We start from the raw sequence: 22,777 nt of genomic DNA, 5'->3' as shown, positions 1-22,777 counted from the left end.
ATCAGTAGTAATTTCCCATGAGTGAAGCGACTTCGATCAGCAGCATCACGGCAAACAACCGCACCATGTCCGACAGACCGTGCGACACCTTGTTGCGGTAGCTCTCGCCAAAATAAAAGGAGGACGCCATCGGAATCAGCCCGACGGCAAGGCTGAAGAACACGATCTTCAGCACCAGTATCATGGTCACGGCCGGATTGAACACCTGGCCGACCACGCGCGTATAGCCGGCCAGCGCCCACGGCGTAAAGCCGTACAGCGACAAATAGGTCAGGATCAGCGTCAGCACGCAGCTGACCGCCGCCAGCATCCACACCGCGAACATGCCCGCCGCAACGCGCGGGAAGAACTCGCGGTGCAGTTCCGCCTCGCCCATGCGGTGGCCACTGCCGCGCCCCTGCGCGAATTCCAGCCCGGCCGGCAGGGTGGTGCGCAACGCTACGAAAGCCGCGGCGGTCAATGGAATCAGCTCCAGCACCAGCACCCGCACCACCATCTCCAGCGCATAGCGCGTCAGGCCATAGCTTTGCGAAGTCACCACCACGATGCGGATCAGCACAAGGCTGATCAGGGCCGACAGCACGCCGTACCAGGCCAGGTTGGGCGCCGTATCGGCCACCAGATGGCGTGCCAGCAGCGGGCGCCGCTCGCGGCCATAGCTCGCCGGCGTCAGCGCCACGGAAAACATCAGCACCGCGAACTGCGTCAGCCGCCACCAGCTTTGCAGCCAGCCGACCGCGCCCCGGTGTAGCCGTTGCAGGAGGTTGGGAAAAGATGCTTGCGTACTCATATAGTCATATTAGCACCGGCGCGGTGGAAACCGGCGTCCGCTACTTTTCCGGGAAGCTGTCGATGATGGCGTCGGCCACCGCGCGCACGCGGGCGCTGCGGCTCAAATCCGCATGCATCGCCAGCCACACATCGTAGTGATCGACCCGCTCGGGCCACACGCGCACCAGGCGCGCATCGTTGTCGGCCATGTGGCAGGGCAGTTCGGTCACGCCCATGCCCAGCCGCGCCGCCTCGATCAGCGCCAGGCCGCTGTTGACCTCCATCGCCACGCGCGCGTTGTGCACCGGCTCCATGCAAATCTTCTCCTGGTGGCGCGGCGCCACCGAAGGCTGGTAGATCACGATGTCGTGCCCCGCCAGCCCGTTGCCCGGCACCGGCACGCCGCGCTCTTTCAGATAGCCCGGCGTGGCATAGAGGCCCATGCTGCGGCGGGTCAGGTGCCGCGAAATCAGGTCAGGATCGGTGGGCTTGAGCGTGCGCACCGCCAGGTCGGCCTCGCGCCGCGTCAGGCTGGTGATGCTGGTGCTGGTACTGAGCACGATGCGGATTTCCGGATGCATGACGTGCAGCCGCTGCATGGCGGCGATGACGAAATGCGCGGCCATGGTGTCGGAGGTGGTTACGCGCACACTGCCGGACAGGCGGTTGTCGATGCCCTGCATCTCGCGCTGGAATTGCAGCGCCGCCTGCTCCATCTTGCCGGCGGCGGTGACGGCCAGTTCGCCGGCCGGCGTGGCCATGTAGCCGGACGGCGTGCGCAGGAACAGCCGCGCGCCCAGCGACTTTTCCAGGGCGTTGAGGCGGCGGCCGACGGTGGCCTGGTCGATATCCAGCGCGGCGGCGGCGGCGCGCAGCGTGCCCTTGCGGTAGATGGCGAGGAAGATGCGGGCGTTGTCCCAGTCCATGTCAGTCTCTGTGCGCGATGCATTTTTGCATCATAGCGCTGATGTTATGCGTATTTACTGCATTGCGCAAGCGGCCTACCATGCCGGCATGAATACATCGAACACCACCACCACCACCACCGCCGCGCGAGCGCGGCAAGTACCGCCGCTGCTGATGCTGATGACGCTGGCCATCGGCTTTGTCATGGCCATGATCGACGTCACCGCCGTCAACACCGCGCTGGGCGACATCTCGGCCAGCCTGGCGGTGCCGCTCACCGGCCTGGTATGGGTGGTGGATGGCTACACGCTGACTTTCGCCGCGTTGCTGATGGCAGGCGGCGCGCTGGCCGACCGTTTCGGCCCCAAGGCCGTATATCAGGGCGGCCTTAGTGTCTTCATTCTCGGTTCGGTGCTGTGCGCTGTTGCACCCAGTGGCAACGCGCTGATCGCCGCACGCTTCCTGCAAGGCGTGGGCGCGGCGCTGTTCATGCCGAGTTCTTTGAGCCTGCTGACGCACGCCTACGAGGACCAGGCCACGCGCGCACGGATGCTGGGCACGTGGTCGGCCATCGTCGGCTGCTCGTCGGCGGCCGGGCCGCTGGTCGGCGGCGCGCTGGTGCACGAATTCGGCTGGCGCAGCGTGTTCTGGGTGAATGTACCTATCGGCCTGCTGGGCATCGTGCTGACCCAGATGCTGGCGCCGGCCACGCCGCGCCAGGCGCGCGACCTGTCGATGATGAGCCATGCGCTGGGTGTGGTGGCGCTGGCGGCGCTGGAGTTTTGTGCTGATCGAAGGCCCGGCGCTGGGCTGGACCTCGGCCGGCGTGGTGGGCGCCGGGGTGGCCGCGCTGGCCGCCGCCGCGCTGCTGGTGCGGCGCGAGCGCGCCGGTGCGCATCCCTTGCTGCCCAAGGCGCTGTTCGAGACGCCGGCGTTCGCGGCGGCCAACGGCGTGGGCTTCCTGATTAACTTCGCGGTGTTCGGGCAGTTGTTCCTGCTTAGTCTGTTTATCCAGCAGGGCGGGGCGGATGCCTTGCAGACGGGCTTCAAGCTGATTCCGATGATGGCTGCTTTCGCCATCGGCAACCTGACCTCGGGCCGCATCACGGCGCGCGTCGGCACGCGGCCGCCGATGATGTACGGCCTGATGGTGGGGTTGGCCATGGCGCTGGTGATGTTGTTCGGCCTGCGTCCGGACACGCCGTACTGGCTGCTGGTGACGGCGGCCGCGGTGATGAACGTCGCCATCGGCATTGCGATTCCGGGCATGACGGCGACGGTGATGCTGGTGGCGGGCAAGGCGCACGCCAACAGCGCCGCCGCCGCGCTCAACGCCAACCGCCAGATCGGCGCGCTGGTGGGCGTGGCGATGATGGGCAGCGTGATGCACGCGGCGCCCGACTGGGCGCTGCGCATGCCGCTGGCGTTCACGCTGATCGCCGCCGCCTACGCCGGCGCCTTATGCCTCGTCTACTGCCACGTCAAACTTGGCAGGCCGACCTAAGCCTGCCGTCGTTCCCGCGAAGGCGGGAACCCATACCCGGCAAGCGCCCCATGGACTCCCGCCTTCGCGCGAGTGACGGCTTACTCGTGAAGGCGGCGCCACTCGATCATCTCGGCGATGGTCAGAATCGGCATCCGATGCAGTTCGGCGAAGCGTTCGATATCCGCGCCCCGCATCATGGTGCCGTCCGGGTTCATCAACTCGCACAGCACCGCCGACGGATCGAGGCCCGCCATCGTGGCCAGGTCCACCGAACCCTCGGTATGGCCTTTGCGCGACAACACGCCGCCCGGCGTGGCGCGCAGCGGGAACACGTGGCCCGGATGCACCAGGTCCGACGGCCTGGCGTTGGCCGCCGTGGCCGCGCGGATGGTGGTCACGCGGTCGGCCGCCGAGACGCCGGTGGTGACGCCTTCACGCGCCTCGATCGACACCGTGAACGGCGTGCCATAGCGGCTGCCGTTATTGGCCGCCATCATCGGCAACTCCAGTTCGCGCACCTTGTCGGCGCTCAGGCACAGGCAAACGATGCCGCTGCACTCGCGGATCATCATGGCCATGGTCTGCACGGTCATCTTCTCGGCGGCGACGATCAGGTCGGCCTCGTTCTCGCGGTCGAAATCGTCGAGCAGGATGACCGGCACGCCGGCGCGCATGGCTTCCAGCGCCGCGTGGATGCGACCTTCCAGATCGTCGGATACCAGGGAATAAGGGGATACTGCGGTTTGGTCCAGCATGGGAAACGCTCCTTGATAAAATAGGAACGCGACAGGGCAAGCGAATACGCGCAGCCAGCCGCGCACGAACGTGCGGCAGGATGCGTACAGCGCACATCTTCTTTCATCCGGACTTTAACCGTCGGCCCTGGAGTCGCACCAGGTCTGCGCGTTACCGCGCTCGCGGGCTTGGTTGTGAACCTTACCGCCGGTGGGGAATTACACCCCGCCCCGAAGACGTTGTTGTCGCCTGCCGGGCGGCAGGCACGAGGATTCTACCCTGAATTGCGGATTTCGGTGTAAGGTAGCTGCTCTCTTACCTATTTTGCATTCGGAATGAAGCTGATTACCCTGCGTATCGTGTCCGGCGCTGCACTTCTGGCATGGTCTTTTCTGGCGCAAGCCGATACCCTCCCGCCACTGAAGCTCAGCGACCAGATTCCGGTCGGACCGCAGGTCAAGATGGGCAAGCTGGCCAACGGGCTGACCTACTACATCCACCAGAATGGCCGCCCGGAGAAAAAGCTGGAGCTGCGGCTGGTGGTCAAGGCCGGATCGATCCTGGAGGACGACGACCAGCAAGGCCTGGCGCACTTCACCGAACACATGGCCTTCAACGGCTCCACCAACTTCAAGCGCAACGAGCTGGTGTCCTATTTGCAGTCGATCGGCGTCAAGTTCGGCGCGGACCTCAACGCCTACACCAGTTTCGACGAAACGGTGTACATCCTGCCCATCCCCACCGACAAGAAGGAAACTGTCGAGCAGGGCTTCCAGGTGCTGGAAGACTGGGCGCACGGCCTGTCGTTCAACAACGCCGACATCGACAGCGAACGCAGTATCGTGCTGGAAGAACTGCGCCTCGGCAAAGGCGTCGACGACCGCATGAACAAACTGGTGCTGCCCAAGGTGCTGAACGGTTCGCGCTATGCGCAGCGCATGCCGATCGGTAAAGATGAGATCATCAAGAACTTCAAGTACGACGCCATCAAGCGCTTCTACCGCGACTGGTATCGCCCGGACCTGATGGCGGTGGTAGTGGTTGGCGACATCGAACCGGCCGAGGCGGAGCGCCTGATCGGGCAGCACTTCAACAAGCTGAAAAACCCGGTCAATCCGCGCCCGCGCAACTACGCCAGGATTCCACAGCGGCAGAAGTCCGAAGGCATCGTCTTCACCGACAAGGAAGTCAGCGCCAACACCGTCTACATCCGCTATCCTATCCAGTCCTGGCCGGCCGGCGGCACCATCGCCGACTATCGCCAGAAGCTCATCGAAGGCATGTACAGCTTTATCCTCAGCCAGCGCATGTACGAACTGACGCAGCAGGCCGACCCGCCGTTCCTGCAAGGGGGCAGCGGCATGAACAAGATCGTGCGCGGCTACCGTTCCTTCGGCGCCGGCGCGGTGCTGGGCAAGGGCGGCGCCACGCCGGCCATCAACGCGCTGGTGCAGGAAGACCAGCGCGCGCGCCAGTACGGTTTCAGCGCCGCCGAAGTGGAGCGCGCCAAGAAGGGCATGCTGCGCAACTATGAGCGCATGTACAACGAGCGCGATAAATCCGATTCCGCCGGCTACGCGGCCGAATACATCCGCAACTTCCTGGAGGACGAATCGATTCCCGGCATCGCCGCCGAATACCGCTACGCCACCGAGCTGATACCGGAGATCAGCGTGCAGGAGGTGAACGCCGCCGTGCGCGCGGCGATACCGGTCAACCAGAGCAAGCTGGTGATCTACAGCGGCAGCGACAAGCCGGGCGTGACGCCGCCCAAGGCCGCGCAGCTGGTGGCCACCGCCACGGCGGCCGAGAAGATCGCCGTCAAGCCGATCGAGGACAAGGTCTATGCCTCGCAGCTGATGCCCGCCTTGCCGCAGGCCGGCAGCATCGTCAGCGAAAGCGTCAACGCCAAAATCGGCACCACGGAACTCACCCTGAGCAACGGCGTGAAGGTGGTGCTCAAGCCGACCGACTTCAATAACGACCAGGTGATCCTCGGCGGCCTGCGCTACGGCGGCTGGTCGCTGCTGCCGGACAGCGATGTCTTCGCCGCCCACTACGCCAGCAGCATCGTCGGCCAGATGGGCGTGCTGAATTACTCGCCCAACGACCTGGTAAAGGTTTTAGCCGGCAAGAGCGTCAGCTCCAGCGCGCAAGTCAGTTCGCTCAACGAATCGGTCGGCGGCAGCTCCGGCAGCTCGGACGTGGAAGCCATGCTGCAACTGGTCTACCTGCAAATGACGCAGCCGCGCAAGGACGCCGCCATCTACAGCGCCTACGTCGACCGCCAGCGCGAACTGGCGCAGAACAATCTGGCGCGGCCGGAGTCGGTGTTTTACGACACGGTGACCGCCACGCTGTACAACAACAACCCGCGCGTGCTGCGCGCCGCCAAGCCGTCCGACTTCGACCAGCTGGCGCTGGACCGCGTGCTGGACATCTACAACAGCCGCATGTCGAGCGCGCGCGACTTCACCTTCTTCATCATCGGCAGCTTCGAGGTGGAGAAGATCAAGCCGCTGATCGCGACCTACCTTGCCAGCCTGCCGGCGGGCGAGATTCCGGTGGCCTTCCGCGACGAGGGCGTGCGGCCGGTGAAGGGCGTGGTGAAGAAGGAGGTGCACGCCGGCTCGGAGCCGAAGAGCACTATTTCGTTGTCGTTCACCGGCGAGGTGGAATATTCGCGCGTCGAGCGCATCCGCTTGCAGGCGCTGGTCGAGGTGATGAACATCAAGCTGATTGAGACGCTGCGCGAGAAGATGGGCGCGATGTACAGCGGCGGCATGAGCGGCAGCATGAACCGCATCCCGTACGGGAACTACTCGATCAACGCCACGCTGCCGTGCGCGCCGGAGAATGTCGACAAGGTGCTGGCCGCGACGTTTGCGGAAATCGCCAGGATCAAGCAGGATGGCGTGGACGAGGCGGACCTCAACAAGGTAAAGGCCTCGTGGATCAAGAGCTACCGCAAGGGCATGCGCGAAAACGGCTACTGGATGGCGTCCTTGCAGAATGCCTTCTTCAATAATAACAATCCAGAGGATATACTTACTTATGAGTCGCGCGTGAACGCGCTGACGACGGCGGACCTCCAAAAGGCCGCACAGCGTTATTTTGATACGGATAACTACCTGCAGGTGGTGCTGTATCCCGAGAAGTAAGGAGTCATCATCATGGCAAAGAAAAAGAAGAGCTTGACCCGGAAACCCTGGAGCTGATCAACTGGTGCATCGAAGTGGAGGGCTTCCTGGTCAAGGGCGGCGCCACGCAGCAGCAGGCGCAGGACCACATCGAAGAGCAGGTGGAATGGTTCACCGACCAGTTCTACGAAGGCCTGACGCCCGAGGAAGCCGCCAAGGAAGCCCTGGCTTAATCTCCCGCCGCGTCGTGGCAGACGACGCCCAGCTTGTTCCCCTCCGGGTCGCGAAAGTAGGCGCCGTAGTAGTTGGCGTGATACTGCGGCCGCAAGCCCGGCGCGCCCTCGCAGCTGCCGCCATGCGCCAGCGCGGCGGCGTGGGCGCGGTCCACCGCCGCGCGTGAAGGCGCCATCAGCGCCACCATCTGGCCGTTGCCGCAGCTCGCCGGCTGGCCGTCATACGGTTTGCCGATCACGAACAGCGGCCGGGCGCCTTCTGCCGGCTGCCATGCGGCCCATGGCTTGCCGGCGTCGATAAAGCGCTGGCGCGCGCCGACCGCTGCCAGCACGGCGCTGTAAAATGCCAGCGCCGGTTCAAAATCGTTGCTTCCTATGTAGATGTGCGACAGCATGGTCCGGCTCCTGTGAATGTACGTTACGAGTAAAACATGTTTAAAAATCTAATCATCGGGATTTCAGCGCTGGTGCTGGTCCTGTTCGTCATTGCCGCGTTCCAGCCGTCGAGCTACACCGTGCAGCGCGCCGTCAGCATCCAGGCGCCGCCGGAAAAGGTGCTGCCGCTGATCCGCGACTTTGGCAACTGGCCGCAGTGGTCGCCGTGGAATAATATCGCGTCGGCGCAGATGGAGGTGCTGAGCCAGACGCCGACCAATATCAGCGTCAAGCTCACCTTCGCCGGCGATAACGCCAAACCGTCGCTGATGGAATTCTGGGTGCAGCCGCAGGACGGCGGCACCACGGTACGCTGGAGCATGAACGGCGAAGTCGATTTTACGGGTAAGATCATGAATATGATTATCAGCATGGACCGGGCGCTGGGCCCGGCGTTTGAAAACGGCCTGGCGAAACTGAAGGCGGTGGCGGAAAAATAAGCGGAGGTGTGCGATGAGGATGTTTGTGGCGACACTGACAGTGGCGGCGGTCGCGGCCACCACCACGGCCCATGCCGCGCCGCTGCGGGCCGACCATCCGCTCATCGGCACCTGGCGCACCGCCGTGCCGGACACCGAATGCAGCGAAACCTACCGCATCCGCGCCGACGGCACCGCGCTGGTGTTCAGCAACGAGGAGGTGGCCGAATCCACCTTCACCGTGTCCGACCAGCCGGACAGGAATGGCTTCTACAAGCAGGCCGACACCATCGTCAAGGACAACGGCAAGCCCGATTGCAGCGGCGCCATCACCAAGGCCGGGCGGGCGGTCACCAGCTACCTGCGTTTTCACCCCAGCGGCAATATGTTCGTCATGTGCGTCGACGCCAATCTGGAGCGCTGCATCGGCCCCTTCATCCGCGTGCGCGGCCGCCCGGTCTGAGCCGCGTCACAGGCGCCCGCGCAGGTCGGCCTCGCCCGTAAAGCGCGCCGCCACCCCGGCCACAAAATGATGCTCGTCGAGGATGCTGATCTCGATGACGGCCAGCGCGCCGGCCGCACGCGGGTCCGCGATCAGGTACTGGAACGCCGCTTGCGCGGCGCGCGTCAGCGCATCACCAGCGCTTTGACGGTGGCCAGCGAGGCGCCGCCGGTTTTGGTGGCCTGCACCTGATTGCGGCCGCCTTCCTTGGCCACGTACATGGCGCGGTCGGCGGCGACGAATAGCGACTCGGTGTTGTCCAGCTGATGCGGGTGGATGGTCGCCACGCCTATGCTCACCGTCAGCCACGCCGACGTGGTCGAACGCGGATGCGGAATCTGCAAGGACTCGATATGCGCGCGGATCGCTTCGGCCAGCAGATAGGCGGCCTCGCTGTCGGTTTCTGCGAACAGCAGCACGAACTCCTCGCCGCCGTAGCGCGCCGCCAGGTCGGTCGGGCGCAACGCGTGCGAGGCGATGGCCTGGGCCACCTGCTGCAGGCAGGCGTCGCCGGCCGGGTGGCCCAGCGTGTCGTTGTATAGCTTGAAGTGGTCGACGTCCAGCACCACCAGCGACAGCGGCAGGCCGCTGCGCATGGCGCGCTGCCATTCCTTTTCGAGGAAGGTGTCGAAGTGGCGGCGGTTGGCGATCTTGGTCAGCGGGTCGACCATGGCGGCGCGCAGCAGCGTGTCCTCCGACTGCTTGTGGTGGGTGATGTCGTGCAGCAGGCCGATAAACAGCGGCTGGCGCAGGTACATCGGCGTCAGCGTCAGGTCCATGCACACCGAACTGCCGTTGCGGTGGCGGATGATGACTTCGCGCGTGCCGTGGTTGTGCGCCGTCTGCGGCGCGGCGGCGTAGCGCTCGAAATATTCCAGGTACTCCTGCGCCACCAGTGGGTTGAGCAGCTCGGAGATGGTGCGCCCGGCCAGTTCCTCGGCCTGGTAGCCCAGGTATTTGTCGCAGGCCGGGTTGGTGAACTGGATGCGGCCGTCGGCTTCGATGATCAGCAGGCCCTCGGCCATGTTGTTGACGATGGTGCGCAGGCGCTCGGCCTGTTCCTCGTGCGTCTCGCTCTTGCTGCGGATGTGCAGTTGCGTGCGCACGCGCGCGCACACTTCCGGCATGCGCAGCGGCTTGCTGATGTAGTCCACCGCGCCGAGGTCGAAGCCGGCCACCACGTCGTCGGTGCCGGTGCGCGCGCTCATGAAGATGACCGGGATGCGCTGCGTGGCGGCGTGGCTTTTCAGCTGGCGGCAGGTTTCGTAGCCGTCCATGCCGGGCATGACGATGTCGAGCAAGATCAGGTCCGGGTGGACGCGGCGGGCGATCTTCAGTGCGCGCTCGCCGTTGGTGGCCACAAAGGTCTGGTAACCTTGTTCGACCATCAGCTTGCGCAGCGCGCCGAGGTTCTCGGGGGCGTCGTCAACGATCAGGATCGCGGCATCGCGCCGCGTAGCGTAACTCAGACTTCCGGAATTCATTGGGAATCGCCTTTAACCTGGTGGGTTGGGTTGGCGTGGGTCGACCGTTGCGTGGGTGGGCAACGTGGTGGGCAAGCGAAGGTGATCGATGCGCGTTTCAACAAAGGCTGGCCTGATATGAAAGTGACTATCCGTCTAAATCATACCGCTTTGCAACCTCGCACGGTTGAAAAATTTCCCCTGATTTTCAAGTATTGTCGCCGATGCATCAAGGCGCAGCCAGGCTAGCGCCAGATGGTGTAAGTAATGTTGGCGGGAAGTTAAAGGATTGGCCGTTTTTAGTGACTATTGGTGATAAAGTCACTGCTGCCGATGTTGTATTTTTGCGGGCGGCGAGTGCCGCCCGCGGGAGGTACTGCTTAGATTTTTGCGGCGATCAGCTTGCCCAGGATTTCAATGCCCTGGCGGATGCGCTCCGGCGGCACGGTCACGAAGGACAGGCGCAGCGTGTTGCTGGCCGGGTCGTTGGCGTAGAACGGCGAGCCAGGCACGAAGGCGACTTTCTGCGCGATCGCTTCATCCAGCAGCTGCATGGCGTTGATGTGTTTCGGCAGCGTGACCCAGATGAACATGCCGCCCTCCGGCTTGGTCCACTCGACGCCGGCCGGGAAGTGCTGGGCCATCGCGTCCAGCATCACCTGGCACTGGTCGCCGTACAGCGCGCGGATTTTCGGGATGTGCTGTTCCAGGAAGCCGTCCTTGACCACTTCGTGCACCACCATCTGCGTCAGCTGCGAGGTGTGCAGGTCGGCGGCCTGCTTGGCCAGCTCCAGGCGGCGCGCCAGCGGCAGTGGCGCCACCACGTAGCCGAGGCGGATGCCGGGCGTCAGCACCTTGGAGAAGGAGCCCATGTAGATCACGCCGTCCGGGTTCATCGCCACCATCTTCGGCAGCGGCTCGCCCTTGTAGCTCAGGGCGCCGTATGGATCGTCCTCGATCAGCGGCAGGCCGAGGCGGGCGCAGGTTTCCACCAGTTCCTGGCGGCGCTCGACCGACAGCGTGCGGCCGGTCGGGTTCTGGAAGTTCGGCAGGGAGTACAGCAGGCGCGCGCCTTGCGCCACCTTTTCGATCGACGACGGCACCAGGCCGTGGTCGTCGGTGTCGACGGACTTGAATTCAGGACGGTAGACCGAGAACGCTTGCAGCGCGCCCAGGTACGACGGCGTTTCGACCAGCACGCGGCTGCCTTCATCGATCAGCACTTTGCCCAGCAGGTCCAGCGCCTGCTGCGAGCCGGACACCATCAGTACCTGTTCCGGCACGATTTTGGCGCCGCCGGTCGACAGCGAATCGGCGATCCACTGGCGCAGCGGGGTGTAGCCGTCGGTCGGGCCGTATTGCAGCGCGACCTTGCCGTTTTCGCTCAGGACCTTGTCGTAGGCCGCCTTCATGGCGTCGACCGGGAAGGTCAGCGGCGATGGCAGGCCGCCGGCGAAGGAGATGATTTCCGGCTGCTGCGTGATCTTCAGGATCTCGCGGATGAAGGACGCCTGCAGCTGTTCCGCGCGTTCGGCGAACTGCCACTGGATCGGGTTGGGGTTTTCAATTTTCATACGTGTCTCACTAGAGAATGACAACAAGCGCGCTTGTGGCGGCTTTTATAGGAGGAACGGCAGCGGGTAAGCTGCCGCCCGCTTTACGCGACTTCCGCGATCAGTTCGATTTCGACGCAGGCGCCAAGCGGGATTTGAGCGACACCAAAGGCCGAGCGGGCGTGTTTGCCGGCATCGCCGAAGACTTCGCCCAGCAGCTCGGAAGCGCCGTTGGTGACCAGGTGCTGTTCAGTAAATTCAGGGGTGGAGTTCACCAGGCTCATGACTTTGACGATGCGCTTGACGCGGGTCAGGTCGCCGCCGACGGCCGCTTGCAGCGTGCCGATCAGGTCGATGGCGATGGCGCGCGCGGCGGCCTTGCCCTCTGCGGTGTCGATATTCTTGCCCAGCTGGCCGACCCAGACGCTGCCGTCGGCGCGCTTGGCGATGTGGCCGGACAGGAATACCAGATTGCCGGTTTGTGCGTACATGACGTAGGCGGCGGCCGGGGTGGCTGGTGCGGCCAGGGTGATATCAAGCGCTTTCAGTTTTTCGTAAACAGACATGTGCTTATCCAGTTGTTAATTATGTGTGTTGAGACCGATATTGTACTCTCGCGGCGGGGGATGCTGCCGCCCACCGCGAAATCAAGATACTGTATGGCTTCAGCCGCGTTTTACCTGCATTTTGCGGCCCGCGCCCACGGTGGCGATGACGGCGATTGCGAAGACCAGCGTTGGCCATTCCAGCGTTTCGCCCAGCACCGCCGTGGCGCCCAGTACAGACAGAAAGGGCTGCACCAGCTGTACTTGGCCGACGCGCGCCACGCCGCCCAGCGCCATGCCGCGATACCAGAAGAAGAAGCCGATGAACATCGAAAATACCGAAACGTAGGCGAAGCCGGTCCAGGCGGCGGCGCTGGCGCCGGCGATCTGGCCGGCGTCCTGCCATGCCAGCCAGCCGACCACCGGCAACAGCGGCGGCGCGGCCAGCACCAGCGCCCAGCAGATGGTTTGCTGGCCGCCCAGCGTCTGCGACAGGCGGCCGCCGGCGGCGTAGCCCATCGCCGCCAGCAGCACCGCGACGAATACCGCCAGATCGGCCATGTGCAAGCCGCCGCCGCTCTGGCGCAGCGCAAAGCCGACTACCAGCGCCGAGCCTATGATGGCCATGATCCAGAAGCCTGGCGACGGCTTTTCGCCGCCCAGCAGGGCCGCGAACAGCGCGGTGGCCAGCGGCAGCACGCCAACCAGTACAGCGCCGTGGGCGGCCGGCAGGCTGCGCATCGCCACGGAGGTCAGCCAGGGGAAGCCGATGACGCAGCCGACGGCGACCATCGCCAGCGCGGGCAGGGCCGCGCGCGGCGGCAGCGGCGCGCGCTTCCAGTACAGCCAGCCGCCGGCCAGCACGGCGGCGACCAGCGCGCGGGCGAGGGCGACGAACATCGGCGACAGGCCGCCAGCGCCGTCCGCGCCGCCGCCGACGGCCAGCCGGGTGAAGGGCAGCGTCAGGCTGAAGATGGCTACGCCGGTCAGGCCGAGCAGCATGCCGCTGGTTTCGTCGCTCAGGCGGCTGTGGGTGGTCAGGGTAGGGGTGGCAGTCATGAAGTTATCGTACGTGACAAAACCAGTACAGTGCCAGTACACTTGCAAACATAATTTGACATACTGTGACGGTAAAATGACCAATACACGAGCACGCACGTCGCTGCTGGGCGCCGCTGCTGCCGCAGCGGCGGAGGCAGTCAACGAGGCGCTGGCCGCCGCCCAGGCCCGCGAAGCCCGCGCCATGGCCGCGCCTGCGCCCGGCCCGTCGACTACCTCGGTGCGGGTGCCGACGCCGGCGCCGGCCGCCGCCGGCCGCGATGGAGCACGGTCCACTGCGCGCACAGCGGCGCAGGCTGGTGCCGGTGCCGGTGGTGCCGGTGGCATCGGTGGCGGTAGTGGTGGCGGTGGTGGCGGGGCGGAGGCCGCGTCCCCTGGCGCTGGGCGCGGCGCGTCCCGGTCGTTATTGCCGCCGGCGCGCGGGTCGGCCGGGCCGATGCTTGGCCTGCTGTTGCGCGAATCGGGGGAAACACTGATCGACCAGATCGTGCGCTCGGTGGCTGCGCGCATCGACGACCGCCTGCTGCGCGGCGGCGCGCGCATGCCGTCGATCCGCGCGTTTGCCGCTTCGCACGGCGTGTCGGCCTTTACCGTGGTGGCCGCGTATGACAAGCTGGTGGCCACCGGCTACCTGGAATCGCGCCGTGGCGCCGGTTTCTTCGTGCGCGAACGGCCGGCGATGGCGCTGAACGCTGCCGACGCCAGCCAGGCCGGCGGCGCCGCCACGGCTGCCCTGCGCGCCGCCAGGTCGGGCTTCGACAGCAAGCCGATTGACGTGGTCTGGCTGGTGCGGAACATGTTCCGCCAGATGCCGCACCAGCAAATGCCGGGCTCCGGCGTGCTGCCGCCGGAATGGCTGGACGGCCCGGCCGTCGCCAACGCGCTGCGCGCCGTCAGCCGCCAGAACCCGACGCTATTATTAAGCTACGGCGTGCCGCAAGGCTTCCTGCCGCTGCGCCAGCAATTGCAGCACAAGCTCGCCGAACTGGAAATCGCCGCCGCGCCGGAGCAGATCCTCACCACCGCCGGCGTCACGCAGGCGCTGGACCTGGTGGCGCGCGAATTCACCCGTCCCGGCGACACCATCTTCGTCGACGATCCGGCCTGGTTCCTGATGTTCGGCTCCTTCGCCGCGCTGGGGGCGAAAGTGATCGGCATCCCGCGCCTGGCCGACGGCCCGGATATCGCCCGGCTGGCCGAACTGGCGGCACTGCACAAGCCCAAGCTGTACATCATCAATTCGGTGCTGCACAACCCGAGTTCGACCTCGCTGTCGGCGGCCAAGGCCTTCCAGGTGCTGCGCCTGTCGGAGGAACACGACTTCATCATCGTCGAAGACGATATCTACTGCGACCTGCATCCCGGCAGCGCCGTGCAGCCGGCCACGCGGTTGTCCGCGCTGGACCAGTTGCAGCGGGTGATCTACCTGAGCGGCTTCTCCAAGACCATGGCCGCCAACCTGCGGGTCGGTTTCATCGCCACCTCGCCGGAGCGTGCCGAGCGCCTGGCCGACCGCAAGATGCTGTCGACGCTGACCACCAGCGACATCGGCGAGCGAGTGGTGTACAAGGTGCTGTCCGAGGGCTCGTACCGCAAGCACGCCGACCGCCTGCGCGCGCGGCTGGACGGCCTGCGCGCCAAGACGCTGCGCCAGATGGAGCGCATCGGCCTGACGGTGGACGGCTCGCCGCCGGCCGGCATGTTTGTATGGGCCGACGCCGGCCGCGACACCAACGTGCTGACCGAGCGCGCCATGGCGCACAACCTGCTGCTGGCGCCGGGCAGCCTGTTCTCGCCCAAGCAGCTGCCGTCGACCCGCATGCGCCTCAATGTGGCGGCGATGCAGGACCCGGCCGTGTGGCGTTTCCTGGAACGGGAGCTCTTGAAATAGCCTTTATAATCCCCACTTTCCTGCAATCTTAACCAAAAGACTATTTAAAAATGGCTGACACCGAAAAACAAACCCTTGGATTCCAGGCCGAAGTGAAGCAGCTGCTGCAGCTGATGATCCACTCCCTGTATTCGAACAAAGAGATCTTCCTGCGCGAACTGATCTCCAACGCCTCCGACGCATCCGACAAGCTGCGTTTCGAAGCCATCAACAACGACGCCCTGTACGGCAACGACCATGAGCTGAAAATCAAGGTCGCTTTCGACAAGGCGGCGCGCACCATCACCATTTCCGACAACGGCATCGGCATGAGCCGCGACGAGGCTATTTCGCACCTCGGCACCATCGCCAAGTCCGGCACCAAGGAATTCTTCGGCAAGCTGTCGGGCGACCAGCAGCAGGACGCGGCCCTGATCGGCCAGTTCGGCGTGGGCTTTTACTCGGGCTTCATCGTCGCCGACAAGATCACCGTCGAAAGCCGCCGCGCCGGCGCGCCGGCTTCGGAAGGCGTGCGCTGGGAATCGAGCGGCGAAGGCGACTACTCGGTCGAGCAGATCGAGAAGGTCGGCCGCGGCACCGACATCATCCTGCACCTGCGCGAAGGCGAGGACGAGCTGCTGTCGTCGTGGAAGATCAAATCCATCATCCGCAAGTACTCGGACCACATCTCGCTGCCGATCGTGATGCAGAAAGAAGAGTGGGACGAAGAGAAGAAGGAAACCGTCGTCAAAGACGAATGGGAAACCGTCAACCAGGCTAGCGCGCTGTGGGCCCGCAGCAAATCCGACATCACGCCGGAGCAGTACGACGAGTTCTACAAGCATGTGTCGCACGACTTCCAGCCGCCGCTGACCCACACCCACAACCGCGTCGAAGGCCGCAGCGAGTACACCCAGCTGCTGTACATCCCGGCCAAGGCGCCGTTCGACCTGTGGGACCGCAACAAGCGCGGTGGCCTCAAGCTGTACGTCAAGCGCGTGTTCATCATGGACGACGCCGAGCAGCTGATGCCGACCTACCTGCGCTTCGTCAAAGGCGTGATCGACTCGGCCGACCTGCCGCTGAACGTATCGCGTGAAATCCTGCAGGAGTCGCGCGACGTCAAGGTGATCCGCGACGGCTCGACCAAACGCGTGATCGGCATGCTGGAAGAACTGGCGAACGCCGAAGAGCAGGAAAAGAAAGACAAGTACCAGACCTTCTGGACCGAATTCGGCCAGGTACTGAAAGAGGGCATCGGCGAGGACGCGGCCAACAAGGACCGCCTGGCCAAGCTGCTGCGCTTTGCCTCGACCGCCAACGACAACGACCAGCAGACCACGTCGCTGGAGCAGTACCTGTCGCGCGCCAAGGAAGGCCAGGACAAGATCTATTACGTCACCGCCGATAACTATATCGCCGCGAAAAACAGCCCGCACCTGGAAATCTTCCGCAAGAAGGGCGTTGAGGTGCTGCTGCTGACCGACCGCGTGGACGAGTGGATGCTGTCCTTCCTGACCGAGTTCGAAGGCAAGGAACTGGTGTCGGTGGCCAAGGGCGGTCTCGATCTGGGCGCGCTGGAAGATGAAGCCGAGAAGAAGGAGCACGAGGAAACCGAAACTTCGTACAAGGACCTGGTCGAGAAGATGAAGGGCGTGCTGGCCGATAAAGCCAAGGACGTGCGCGTGACCTTCCGCCTGACCGATTCGCCGGCCTGCCTGGTGGCGGACGAGAATGAGCTGTCGGGTAATCTGCTGCGCATGCTGAAGGCTGCTGGCCAGAACGCGCCGGAGTCCAAGCCTATCCTGGAAATCAATCCGGATCACCCGCTGGTGCAGCGCTTGAAGGCCGAGGACGTGGCTAGCTCGTTCAGCGACTGGTCCAACCTGCTGTTCGATCAGGCGCTGCTGGCTGAAGGTGGTTCGCTGAGCGATCCGGCTTCTTTCGTGAAGCGCTTGAACGAGCTGCTGCTGGCGAAGTAAGCCCCCGTCTCCGTCGTCCCCGCGAAGGCGGGGACCCATGCAGGGTGGCCTGATCGGCGCTCCATGGATTCCCGCCTTCGCGGGAATGACGGGGTTGTGATACTTTAGCGGTTCACAACACACCGGGGCGTTCATGAAGAAATCCGCACTGGCGCTGGCCGTTCTGGCCAGCGTCGTCCTCTCCGCACACGCACAATCCACCTTGCCCAGCGAGACGCCTGAAGAATTCAAGGCGCCGGTGGACAGCTTCGACTACATCAAGCGCACGGTCATGATACCGATGCGTGACGGCGTCCGCCTGAATACCGTCATCGTGCTGCCGCGCCACGCGCGCAAGGCGCCGATGCTGCTGACCCGCACCCCGTACGGCGCCGACGGCATGACCAGCCAGTCCGAAAACGCGCAGATGGAATCCATCCTGCAGGGCTACGACAACCAGGCCGACGTTATCGTCAAGGGCGGCTACATCCGGGTGGTGCAGGACGTGCGCGGCAAATACGGTTCGCAGGGCGATTACGTGATGAACCGTCCGATGGCCGGCACCGAGTTCAACCCGACTGCGATTGACCATTCCACCGATACCTGGGACACCATTGAGTGGCTGACCAAAAACGTGCCTGAGTCGAACGGCAAGGTCGGCATCATCGGTGGTTCGTATGACGGTTATCTGCCGCTGGTGGCGCTGGTCAATCCGCACCCGGCGCTGAAGGTGGCGGTGCCGATGAACCCCATGGTGGATAACTGGCGCGGCGACGATTGGTTCCATAATGGCGCGTTCCGCCAGGTGAACCTGCCGTACATCCTGGAGCAGGTGGTCACGCGCCGCAACGACGCGCGCTGGTTCACCAGCACCTACGACGATTACGATACCTTCCTGCGCGCCGGCTCGGCGGGCGAGCTGGCGCGCCAGCGCGGCGTCGAGCAGAGTGGCTTCTGGCGCAAGGTGCTGGCGCATCCTTCGTATGACGCCTTCTGGCAAAGCCAGGCGGTCGACAAGATCCTGGCCGGGCGCCCTGTGACGGTGCCGACCTTGCTGGTGCATAGCCTGTGGGATGCCGAGGATATCTATGGCGCGATTGCCGTCTACAAGGCGATCAAGCCTAACGACAAGGACAGCAAGGTGTTCCTGGTAATGGGGCCATGGAATCACGGCGGCCAGGATGGCGACGGCGGCAAGCTTGGACCGATCAAGTTCAATAGCGATACCGGCTTGTACTTCCGCGAAGAGATTCTGCGGCCATTCCTCGACCGTTATCTGAAGGACGAGCCTTCGCCCGGGGCGCTGGCGGCGCAGATCGCGCCGGTGACGGCGTTCGAGACCGGCACCAACAAATGGCGCATGCTCGACAGCTGGCCTGCCAGCGGCGCCAGCGGCGCCATCGCGCCGACGGCGCTGAAGCTGGGCGCCAATGGATCGCTGAACCTCAGCAGCGCGATTCCCGCTGCACCCGGCGCGCCGGCGCAGCGCAACGCTTACGACGAATACATCTCCGATCCCGCCAAGCCGGTGCCGTACCGCGCGCGGCCGATCATGGCGGTCGGCTATGACGAGGCCAAGGGCCAGACCTGGCCGCGCTGGCTGGTCGACGACCAGCGCGAAGCCTCGGGCCGCACCGACGTGCTGACCTACACCACCGACGTTTTGACCGCGCCGGTCAAAATCAGCGGCGAGCCGGTCGCGCACCTGCTGGCCGCCACCACCGGCACCGATGCCGACTGGGTGGTCAAGCTGATCGACGTCTACCCGGATCAGGTGGCGTCGCAGCCCGAACTGGGCGGCTACCAGCTAATGATATCGGCCGATATCTTCCGTGGCCGCTACCGCGAAAGCCTGGAAACGCCGAAGCCGATCAAGGCCGGCGCGCCGCTGCCATACCGCTTCGCGCTGCCGACGGCCAACCACGTGTTCCTGCCCGGCCACCGCATCATGGTGCAGATCCAGTCCAGCTGGTTCCCGCTGTACGATCGCAATCCGCAGACGTACGTGCAGAACATCTTCCACGCGCAGCCGGCGGACTACAGGAAAGCCACCCAGCGCATCTACCAAGACAGCTACATCGCGCTGCCGCTGGTGTCACAGGGCGGTGCGCAGCGCAAATAGCTCGGGGAACAGCACCACGTCCAGCATCTTGCGCAGGTAGCTCACGCCGGCCGTGCCGCCGGTGCCGGTCTTGAAGCCGATGATGCGCTCCACGGTGGTGACATGGCGGAAGCGCCAGAAGCGGAAGGCAGTCTCCATATCGACCAGTTTCTCGGCCAGCTCGTACAGCGCCCAATAGCGGGTCGGGTCGCGGTAGACCTGTAGCCAGGCCTGTTGCACCGATTCGTCGGCCACGGTTGGCTGGGCCGGATCGGCGTTCAGGCGTGCGGCCGAAATCGGCAGGCCGTGGCGCGCCAGCAGCTGGATCGCCTCGTCGTAGATCGACGGCGTGCGCAGCGCTTCCTGCAGCAGCGGGTATTCCGGCGTGGTGGCGTGGACATGGAGCAGCGCCGCGTTCTTGTTACCGAGGATGAACTCGATCTCGCGGTACTGGTAGGACTGGAAGCCCGACGACGCGCCCAGGTAAGGGCGGATGGCCGTGTATTCCGGCGGCGTCATGGTGGCCAGCACGTCCCAGGCGTGCACCAGCTGGTCCATGATGCGCGCCACGCGCGCCAGCATCTTGAACGCCGGCGGCAGATCGTCGGCGCGGATGTGCGTGCGCACCGCGCGCATCTCGTGCAGCATCAGCTTCATCCACAGTTCGCTGGTCTGGTGCTGGATGATGAACAGCATCTCGTTGTGGTTCGGCGACAGCGGATGCTGGGCGTGCAGAATCTGGTTCAGGCCCAGATAGTCGCCGTAGCTCATCGCATTGCTGAAGTCCATTTGCGCGCCGTGCCATTCGGCGTTCGCTGGCGCCGCCGCATGCATCGGGCAGCCGCTGGCTGGTTTGTTGTCGCTCATATTCTTGCTCTCGTTATCAGGTCACGGCGTCGCGCTTGGCGTCGATGTTGTAGTCCTTGCGGTCCAGGATGTCGCGCAGGATTTCCACCGCGTCCCACACGTCGGCATAGCTGGTGTACAGCGGCGTAAAGCCGAAGCGCATGATGGCCGGCTCGCGGTAGTCGCCGATGACGCCGCGCGCGATCAGCGCCTGCATCACCGCATAACCGTGCGGATGGGTGAAGCTGACGTGGCTGCCACGGTTGGCGTGTTCGCGCGGCGTCACCAGTTCCAGCGGATGGGCGGCGCAGCGCTGCTCGACCAGATCGATGAACAGGTCGGTCAGCGCCAGCGACTTGGCGCGGATCGCCGCCATGCTGGCCTGGTGGTGCACGTCAAGGCCGCACTCGACCAGGGCCAGCGCAACGATGGGCTGGGTGCCGCACAGCGCGCGGGCGATGCCGTCGGCCGGCGTGAAGTCCGGCGCCATGGCGAATGGCGCGGCGTGGCCCCACCAGCCCGACAGCGGTTGCTGGAAGCGGGCCTGATGCTTTTTTGGCACCCAGATAAAGGCCGGCGCGCCGGGGCCGCCGTTCAGATATTTATAGGTGCAGCCCACGGCCGGTCGGCGCCGCCGCCATGCAGGTCGACCGGCACCGCGCCGGCCGAGTGGGCCAGGTCCCAGATGATCAGCGCGCCGCCGTCGTGGGCGAGGGCGCTGGCGGCCTGCATATCGTATTGATAACCGGTGCGGTAATTTACGTGCGTCAGCATGACCACGGCCACGTCGGCGTCGATGGCGCCGGCCAGCTGGTCCGGGCTATCGATCAGGCGCAGCGCGTAGCCGCGGTCGAGCCAGGCGGTCAGGCCCTGGGCCATATAGATATCGGTGGGGAAGTTCGAGCGCTCGGTGACGATCACGCGGCGGCCGGCCCGCGCCGGGTCGGCCGCCTGCATCTGCAGCGCGGCGGCCAGTGCCTTGAACAGGTTGACCGAGGTGGTGTCGGTGACCACAACTTCGCCGTCGGCGGCGCCGATCAGCGGCGCCAGCAGCTTGCCCAGGCGCTTGGGCAGCTCGAACCAGCCGGCGCTGTTCCAGCTGCGGATCAGGTCATGCCCCCATTCCTGGACGATGACCTGCTGGGCGCGGGTGAGGGAAGCCTTGGGGCGGGCGCCGAGAGAGTTGCCGTCCAGATAAATAACGCCGGCTGGCAGGTCGAACTGGTCGCGCAGCGCGGCCAGCGGATCCTGGGCGTCGCGTTCCAGGCAGTGGGTGCGAGTTGTCATTATGGATAGTTGTTGAGGTCTAAAGCAGGGAGTTTAACCGGAAAATATTCTCCGGGCTCCTCCACGTCATTCCCGCGAAGGCGGGAATCCATGCCGAGTTGGCCGGACGCGCCCTATGGATTCCCGCCGTCGCGGGAATGACGGGAAAAAAATTTTCGATTTTTTTCAAAAAACCCCTAAAGTTCCCCAAAACCCTGCCGTTACCCTTCCTAGATGCGCAGCAAACCGCGTGAGCAAGGCAAAAAAATTTTTAAAATTTTTTCGTCAAAACCCTAAAGTTCTCCAAAACGCTGCCGTTACCGGTTTAGATGTCGTAAAAAAGAGTCGCTTTGCCGCTTTATTTTTCGATTTAAAGGGATGAATTTTTGAAACTTGTATCCCGCAAGAAACCTGCGCCGCAAGGGCGTAGATGAAGATCTGCGAGTGTTTGTAAGACAAACACCGACAGGTCGTGCCCGCTATTTCCCGACGAAAAATACGGAGTGTTTCCTCTTCTCGTGTTTTTGTTGCTCAAGCAGAATGTATCTCAACGGAAACGCAAATGTGTTCCGACAGAGAGAAAACCGCAAGGAGTAGGGAAAATGACCGCAAACGATATGATGGCTGAAATTCGCGACGCCAACCTGAGCTACCTGATGCTGGCTCAGCAGATGATCCGCGCCGACAAAGTCACCGCGATCTTCCGTCTGGGCATCGCCGCTGAAATCGCCGACCTGATCGAAGGCATGAGCAACGCGCAAATCCTGAAACTGGCAGGCGGCAACATGATGCTGGCCCGCTTCCGCTTCGACGACAGCGCCATCCTGTCGATGCTGACCAACTACAATAAAGACCGCGTCCTGGCCCAGTCGCACGCCGCCATCCTGATGGCCGGCCAGCCAGTCGAAGAAATCGTTTAATTCCGGGAGCGCAGATCATGGCCGCCAAGAAAAGTGTTGTGTCGGAAGCCCAGGAAATTCAGCTGGCCATCGAACTGATCCAGCTGGGCGCCCGCCTGCAACTGCTGGAATCGGAAGTGTCGCTGTCGCGCGAGCGCCTGCTCAAGCTGTATAAAGAGCTGAAGGGCGTGTCGCCGCCAAAAGGCATGCTGCCTTTCTCGACCGACTGGTTCCTGACCTGGCAGCCGAATATCCACTCCTCGCTGTTCATCAACATCCACAGCTTCCTGGTGACCCACGCCGGCGCCACGGGCATCGAAGCGGTGATGAAGGCCTACAAGCTGTACCTGGAGCAAATGCCGCCGGAGCCGGGCGAGGAGCCGCTGCTGTCGCTGACCCGCGCCTGGACCCTGGTGCGCTTCTTCAGCAGCAAGATGCTGGAACTGGCGCCGTGCAACAAGTGCCAGGGCAAATACGTGGTCAACGCCATGGACCTGCACGGCAGCTATGTCTGCGGCCTGTGCCACATGCCTTCGCGCGCCGGCAAGACCAAAAAGTCGCGCGAGGCGGAGGCAATCGCGGCATAA

General features: G+C 64.2%; 19 protein-coding genes, 2 pseudogenes and 1 riboswitch. Of the genes and pseudogenes, 11 read left to right on the top strand and 10 right to left on the bottom strand.

The window, feature by feature from the left end; all coding sequences use genetic code 11:
* Nucleotide 1: 1 nt before the first annotated feature.
* On the bottom strand, nt 2–790 hold the full coding sequence (locus tag ACRQ5J_RS20185; protein ID WP_432379230.1) for an MlaE family ABC transporter permease: 789 nt from the start codon (nt 788–790) through the stop codon (nt 2–4).
* Nucleotides 791–830: 40 nt separating this feature from the next.
* On the bottom strand, nt 831–1,697 hold the full coding sequence (locus tag ACRQ5J_RS20180; protein ID WP_432379229.1) for a LysR family transcriptional regulator: 867 nt from the start codon (nt 1,695–1,697) through the stop codon (nt 831–833).
* Nucleotides 1,698–1,785: 88 nt separating this feature from the next.
* Between ACRQ5J_RS20180 and ACRQ5J_RS20175 the strand changes: the two are divergent.
* A pseudogene (locus ACRQ5J_RS20175) lies at nt 1,786–3,181 on the top strand (MFS transporter).
* A gap of 80 nt (nt 3,182–3,261) precedes the next feature.
* Here the strand turns inward: ACRQ5J_RS20175 and ribB are convergent.
* Entirely contained in the window at nt 3,262–3,918 is a 657-nt protein-coding gene (gene ribB, locus ACRQ5J_RS20170; RefSeq protein WP_432379228.1) for a 3,4-dihydroxy-2-butanone-4-phosphate synthase, read from the bottom strand.
* Between the two features lie 91 nt (nt 3,919–4,009).
* A riboswitch (FMN riboswitch) is annotated at nt 4,010–4,140 on the bottom strand.
* A gap of 93 nt (nt 4,141–4,233) precedes the next feature.
* On the opposite strand from ribB, the gene ACRQ5J_RS20165 reads away from it, so the two are divergent.
* Nucleotides 4,234–7,059, top strand: a complete 2,826-nt coding sequence (locus ACRQ5J_RS20165; protein WP_432379227.1) for a M16 family metallopeptidase — start codon at nt 4,234–4,236, stop codon at nt 7,057–7,059.
* 74 nt (nt 7,060–7,133) lie between these two features.
* Nucleotides 7,134–7,271 carry a hypothetical protein gene (locus ACRQ5J_RS20160; RefSeq protein WP_432379225.1) on the top strand — a complete coding sequence of 46 codons (138 nt, stop codon included), beginning with the start codon at nt 7,134–7,136 and terminating at the stop codon, nt 7,269–7,271.
* On the opposite strand, the gene ACRQ5J_RS20155 is transcribed toward ACRQ5J_RS20160, so the two are convergent.
* The gene (locus ACRQ5J_RS20155; protein WP_432379224.1) at nt 7,268–7,666 is read right to left on the bottom strand and encodes a VOC family protein; all 399 of its coding nucleotides are present in this window, start codon (nt 7,664–7,666) and stop codon (nt 7,268–7,270) included. The genes ACRQ5J_RS20160 and ACRQ5J_RS20155 overlap by 4 nt on opposite strands.
* A gap of 36 nt (nt 7,667–7,702) precedes the next feature.
* Here ACRQ5J_RS20155 and ACRQ5J_RS20150 point away from each other — a divergent pair, with 36 nt between their 5' ends.
* Both ACRQ5J_RS20150 and ACRQ5J_RS20145 read left to right on the top strand, forming a co-directional pair.
* The gene (locus ACRQ5J_RS20150) at nt 7,703–8,146 is read left to right on the top strand and encodes an SRPBCC family protein (RefSeq protein ID WP_432379223.1); all 444 of its coding nucleotides are present in this window, start codon (nt 7,703–7,705) and stop codon (nt 8,144–8,146) included.
* A 19-nt stretch (nt 8,147–8,165) separates the two neighbouring features.
* Nucleotides 8,166–8,588 (top strand): hypothetical protein, encoded by a 423-nt coding sequence (locus tag ACRQ5J_RS20145; RefSeq protein ID WP_432383699.1) that lies wholly within the window; start codon nt 8,166–8,168, stop codon nt 8,586–8,588.
* Between the two features lie 164 nt (nt 8,589–8,752).
* Here ACRQ5J_RS20145 and ACRQ5J_RS20140 read toward each other — a convergent pair whose 3' ends face one another.
* The 4 genes from ACRQ5J_RS20140 to ACRQ5J_RS20125 all read right to left on the bottom strand — a co-directional run bounded on the left by ACRQ5J_RS20140 (nt 8,753) and on the right by ACRQ5J_RS20125 (nt 13,247).
* Entirely contained in the window at nt 8,753–10,111 is a 1,359-nt protein-coding gene (locus ACRQ5J_RS20140) for a diguanylate cyclase domain-containing protein (RefSeq protein WP_432379222.1), read from the bottom strand.
* Between the two features lie 359 nt (nt 10,112–10,470).
* Nucleotides 10,471–11,664 carry a PLP-dependent aminotransferase family protein gene (locus ACRQ5J_RS20135; RefSeq protein WP_432379220.1) on the bottom strand — a complete coding sequence of 398 codons (1,194 nt, stop codon included), beginning with the start codon at nt 11,662–11,664 and terminating at the stop codon, nt 10,471–10,473.
* 83 nt (nt 11,665–11,747) lie between these two features.
* The gene (locus ACRQ5J_RS20130) at nt 11,748–12,209 is read right to left on the bottom strand and encodes a RidA family protein (protein WP_090177463.1); all 462 of its coding nucleotides are present in this window, start codon (nt 12,207–12,209) and stop codon (nt 11,748–11,750) included.
* A gap of 99 nt (nt 12,210–12,308) precedes the next feature.
* Nucleotides 12,309–13,247, bottom strand: a complete 939-nt coding sequence (locus tag ACRQ5J_RS20125) for a DMT family transporter (protein WP_432379218.1) — start codon at nt 13,245–13,247, stop codon at nt 12,309–12,311.
* A gap of 436 nt (nt 13,248–13,683) precedes the next feature.
* Between ACRQ5J_RS20125 and ACRQ5J_RS20120 the strand changes: the two genes are divergently transcribed.
* From ACRQ5J_RS20120 to ACRQ5J_RS20110, 3 genes are all read left to right on the top strand, one after another.
* Entirely contained in the window at nt 13,684–15,138 is a 1,455-nt protein-coding gene (locus ACRQ5J_RS20120; RefSeq protein WP_432383698.1) for a PLP-dependent aminotransferase family protein, read from the top strand.
* A 50-nt stretch (nt 15,139–15,188) separates the two neighbouring features.
* Nucleotides 15,189–17,099 carry a molecular chaperone HtpG gene (gene htpG, locus ACRQ5J_RS20115; protein WP_432379216.1) on the top strand — a complete coding sequence of 637 codons (1,911 nt, stop codon included), beginning with the start codon at nt 15,189–15,191 and terminating at the stop codon, nt 17,097–17,099.
* A 133-nt stretch (nt 17,100–17,232) separates the two neighbouring features.
* Complete coding sequence (locus ACRQ5J_RS20110; RefSeq protein ID WP_432379214.1) at nt 17,233–19,200, top strand: CocE/NonD family hydrolase; 1,968 nt, start codon at nt 17,233–17,235, stop codon at nt 19,198–19,200.
* On the opposite strand, the gene kynA is transcribed toward ACRQ5J_RS20110, so the two are convergent.
* Nucleotides 19,174–20,046 carry a tryptophan 2,3-dioxygenase gene (gene kynA / locus ACRQ5J_RS20105; protein ID WP_432379212.1) on the bottom strand — a complete coding sequence of 291 codons (873 nt, stop codon included), beginning with the start codon at nt 20,044–20,046 and terminating at the stop codon, nt 19,174–19,176. The two genes, ACRQ5J_RS20110 and kynA, sit on opposite strands and share 27 nt — an antisense overlap.
* A 16-nt stretch (nt 20,047–20,062) precedes the next feature.
* A pseudogene (gene kynU / locus ACRQ5J_RS20100) lies at nt 20,063–21,312 on the bottom strand (kynureninase).
* Between the two features lie 115 nt (nt 21,313–21,427).
* On the opposite strand from kynU, the gene ACRQ5J_RS20095 reads away from it, so the two are divergent.
* From ACRQ5J_RS20095 to flhC, 3 genes are all read left to right on the top strand, one after another.
* Complete coding sequence (locus ACRQ5J_RS20095; protein WP_432379210.1) at nt 21,428–21,673, top strand: hypothetical protein; 246 nt, start codon at nt 21,428–21,430, stop codon at nt 21,671–21,673.
* Between the two features lie 220 nt (nt 21,674–21,893).
* On the top strand, nt 21,894–22,211 hold the full coding sequence (gene flhD / locus ACRQ5J_RS20090) for a flagellar transcriptional regulator FlhD (RefSeq protein ID WP_090177486.1): 318 nt from the start codon (nt 21,894–21,896) through the stop codon (nt 22,209–22,211).
* A 17-nt stretch (nt 22,212–22,228) separates the two neighbouring features.
* Nucleotides 22,229–22,777 (top strand): flagellar transcriptional regulator FlhC, encoded by a 549-nt coding sequence (gene flhC / locus ACRQ5J_RS20085; RefSeq protein ID WP_432379208.1) that lies wholly within the window; start codon nt 22,229–22,231, stop codon nt 22,775–22,777.

Origin of the sequence: Duganella sp. P38, assembly GCF_050859475.1 — a bacterium.
Classification (GTDB): Bacteria; Pseudomonadota; Gammaproteobacteria; order Burkholderiales; family Burkholderiaceae_D; genus Rugamonas.
This window is presented reverse-complemented; position numbering and strand designations above follow the sequence as displayed.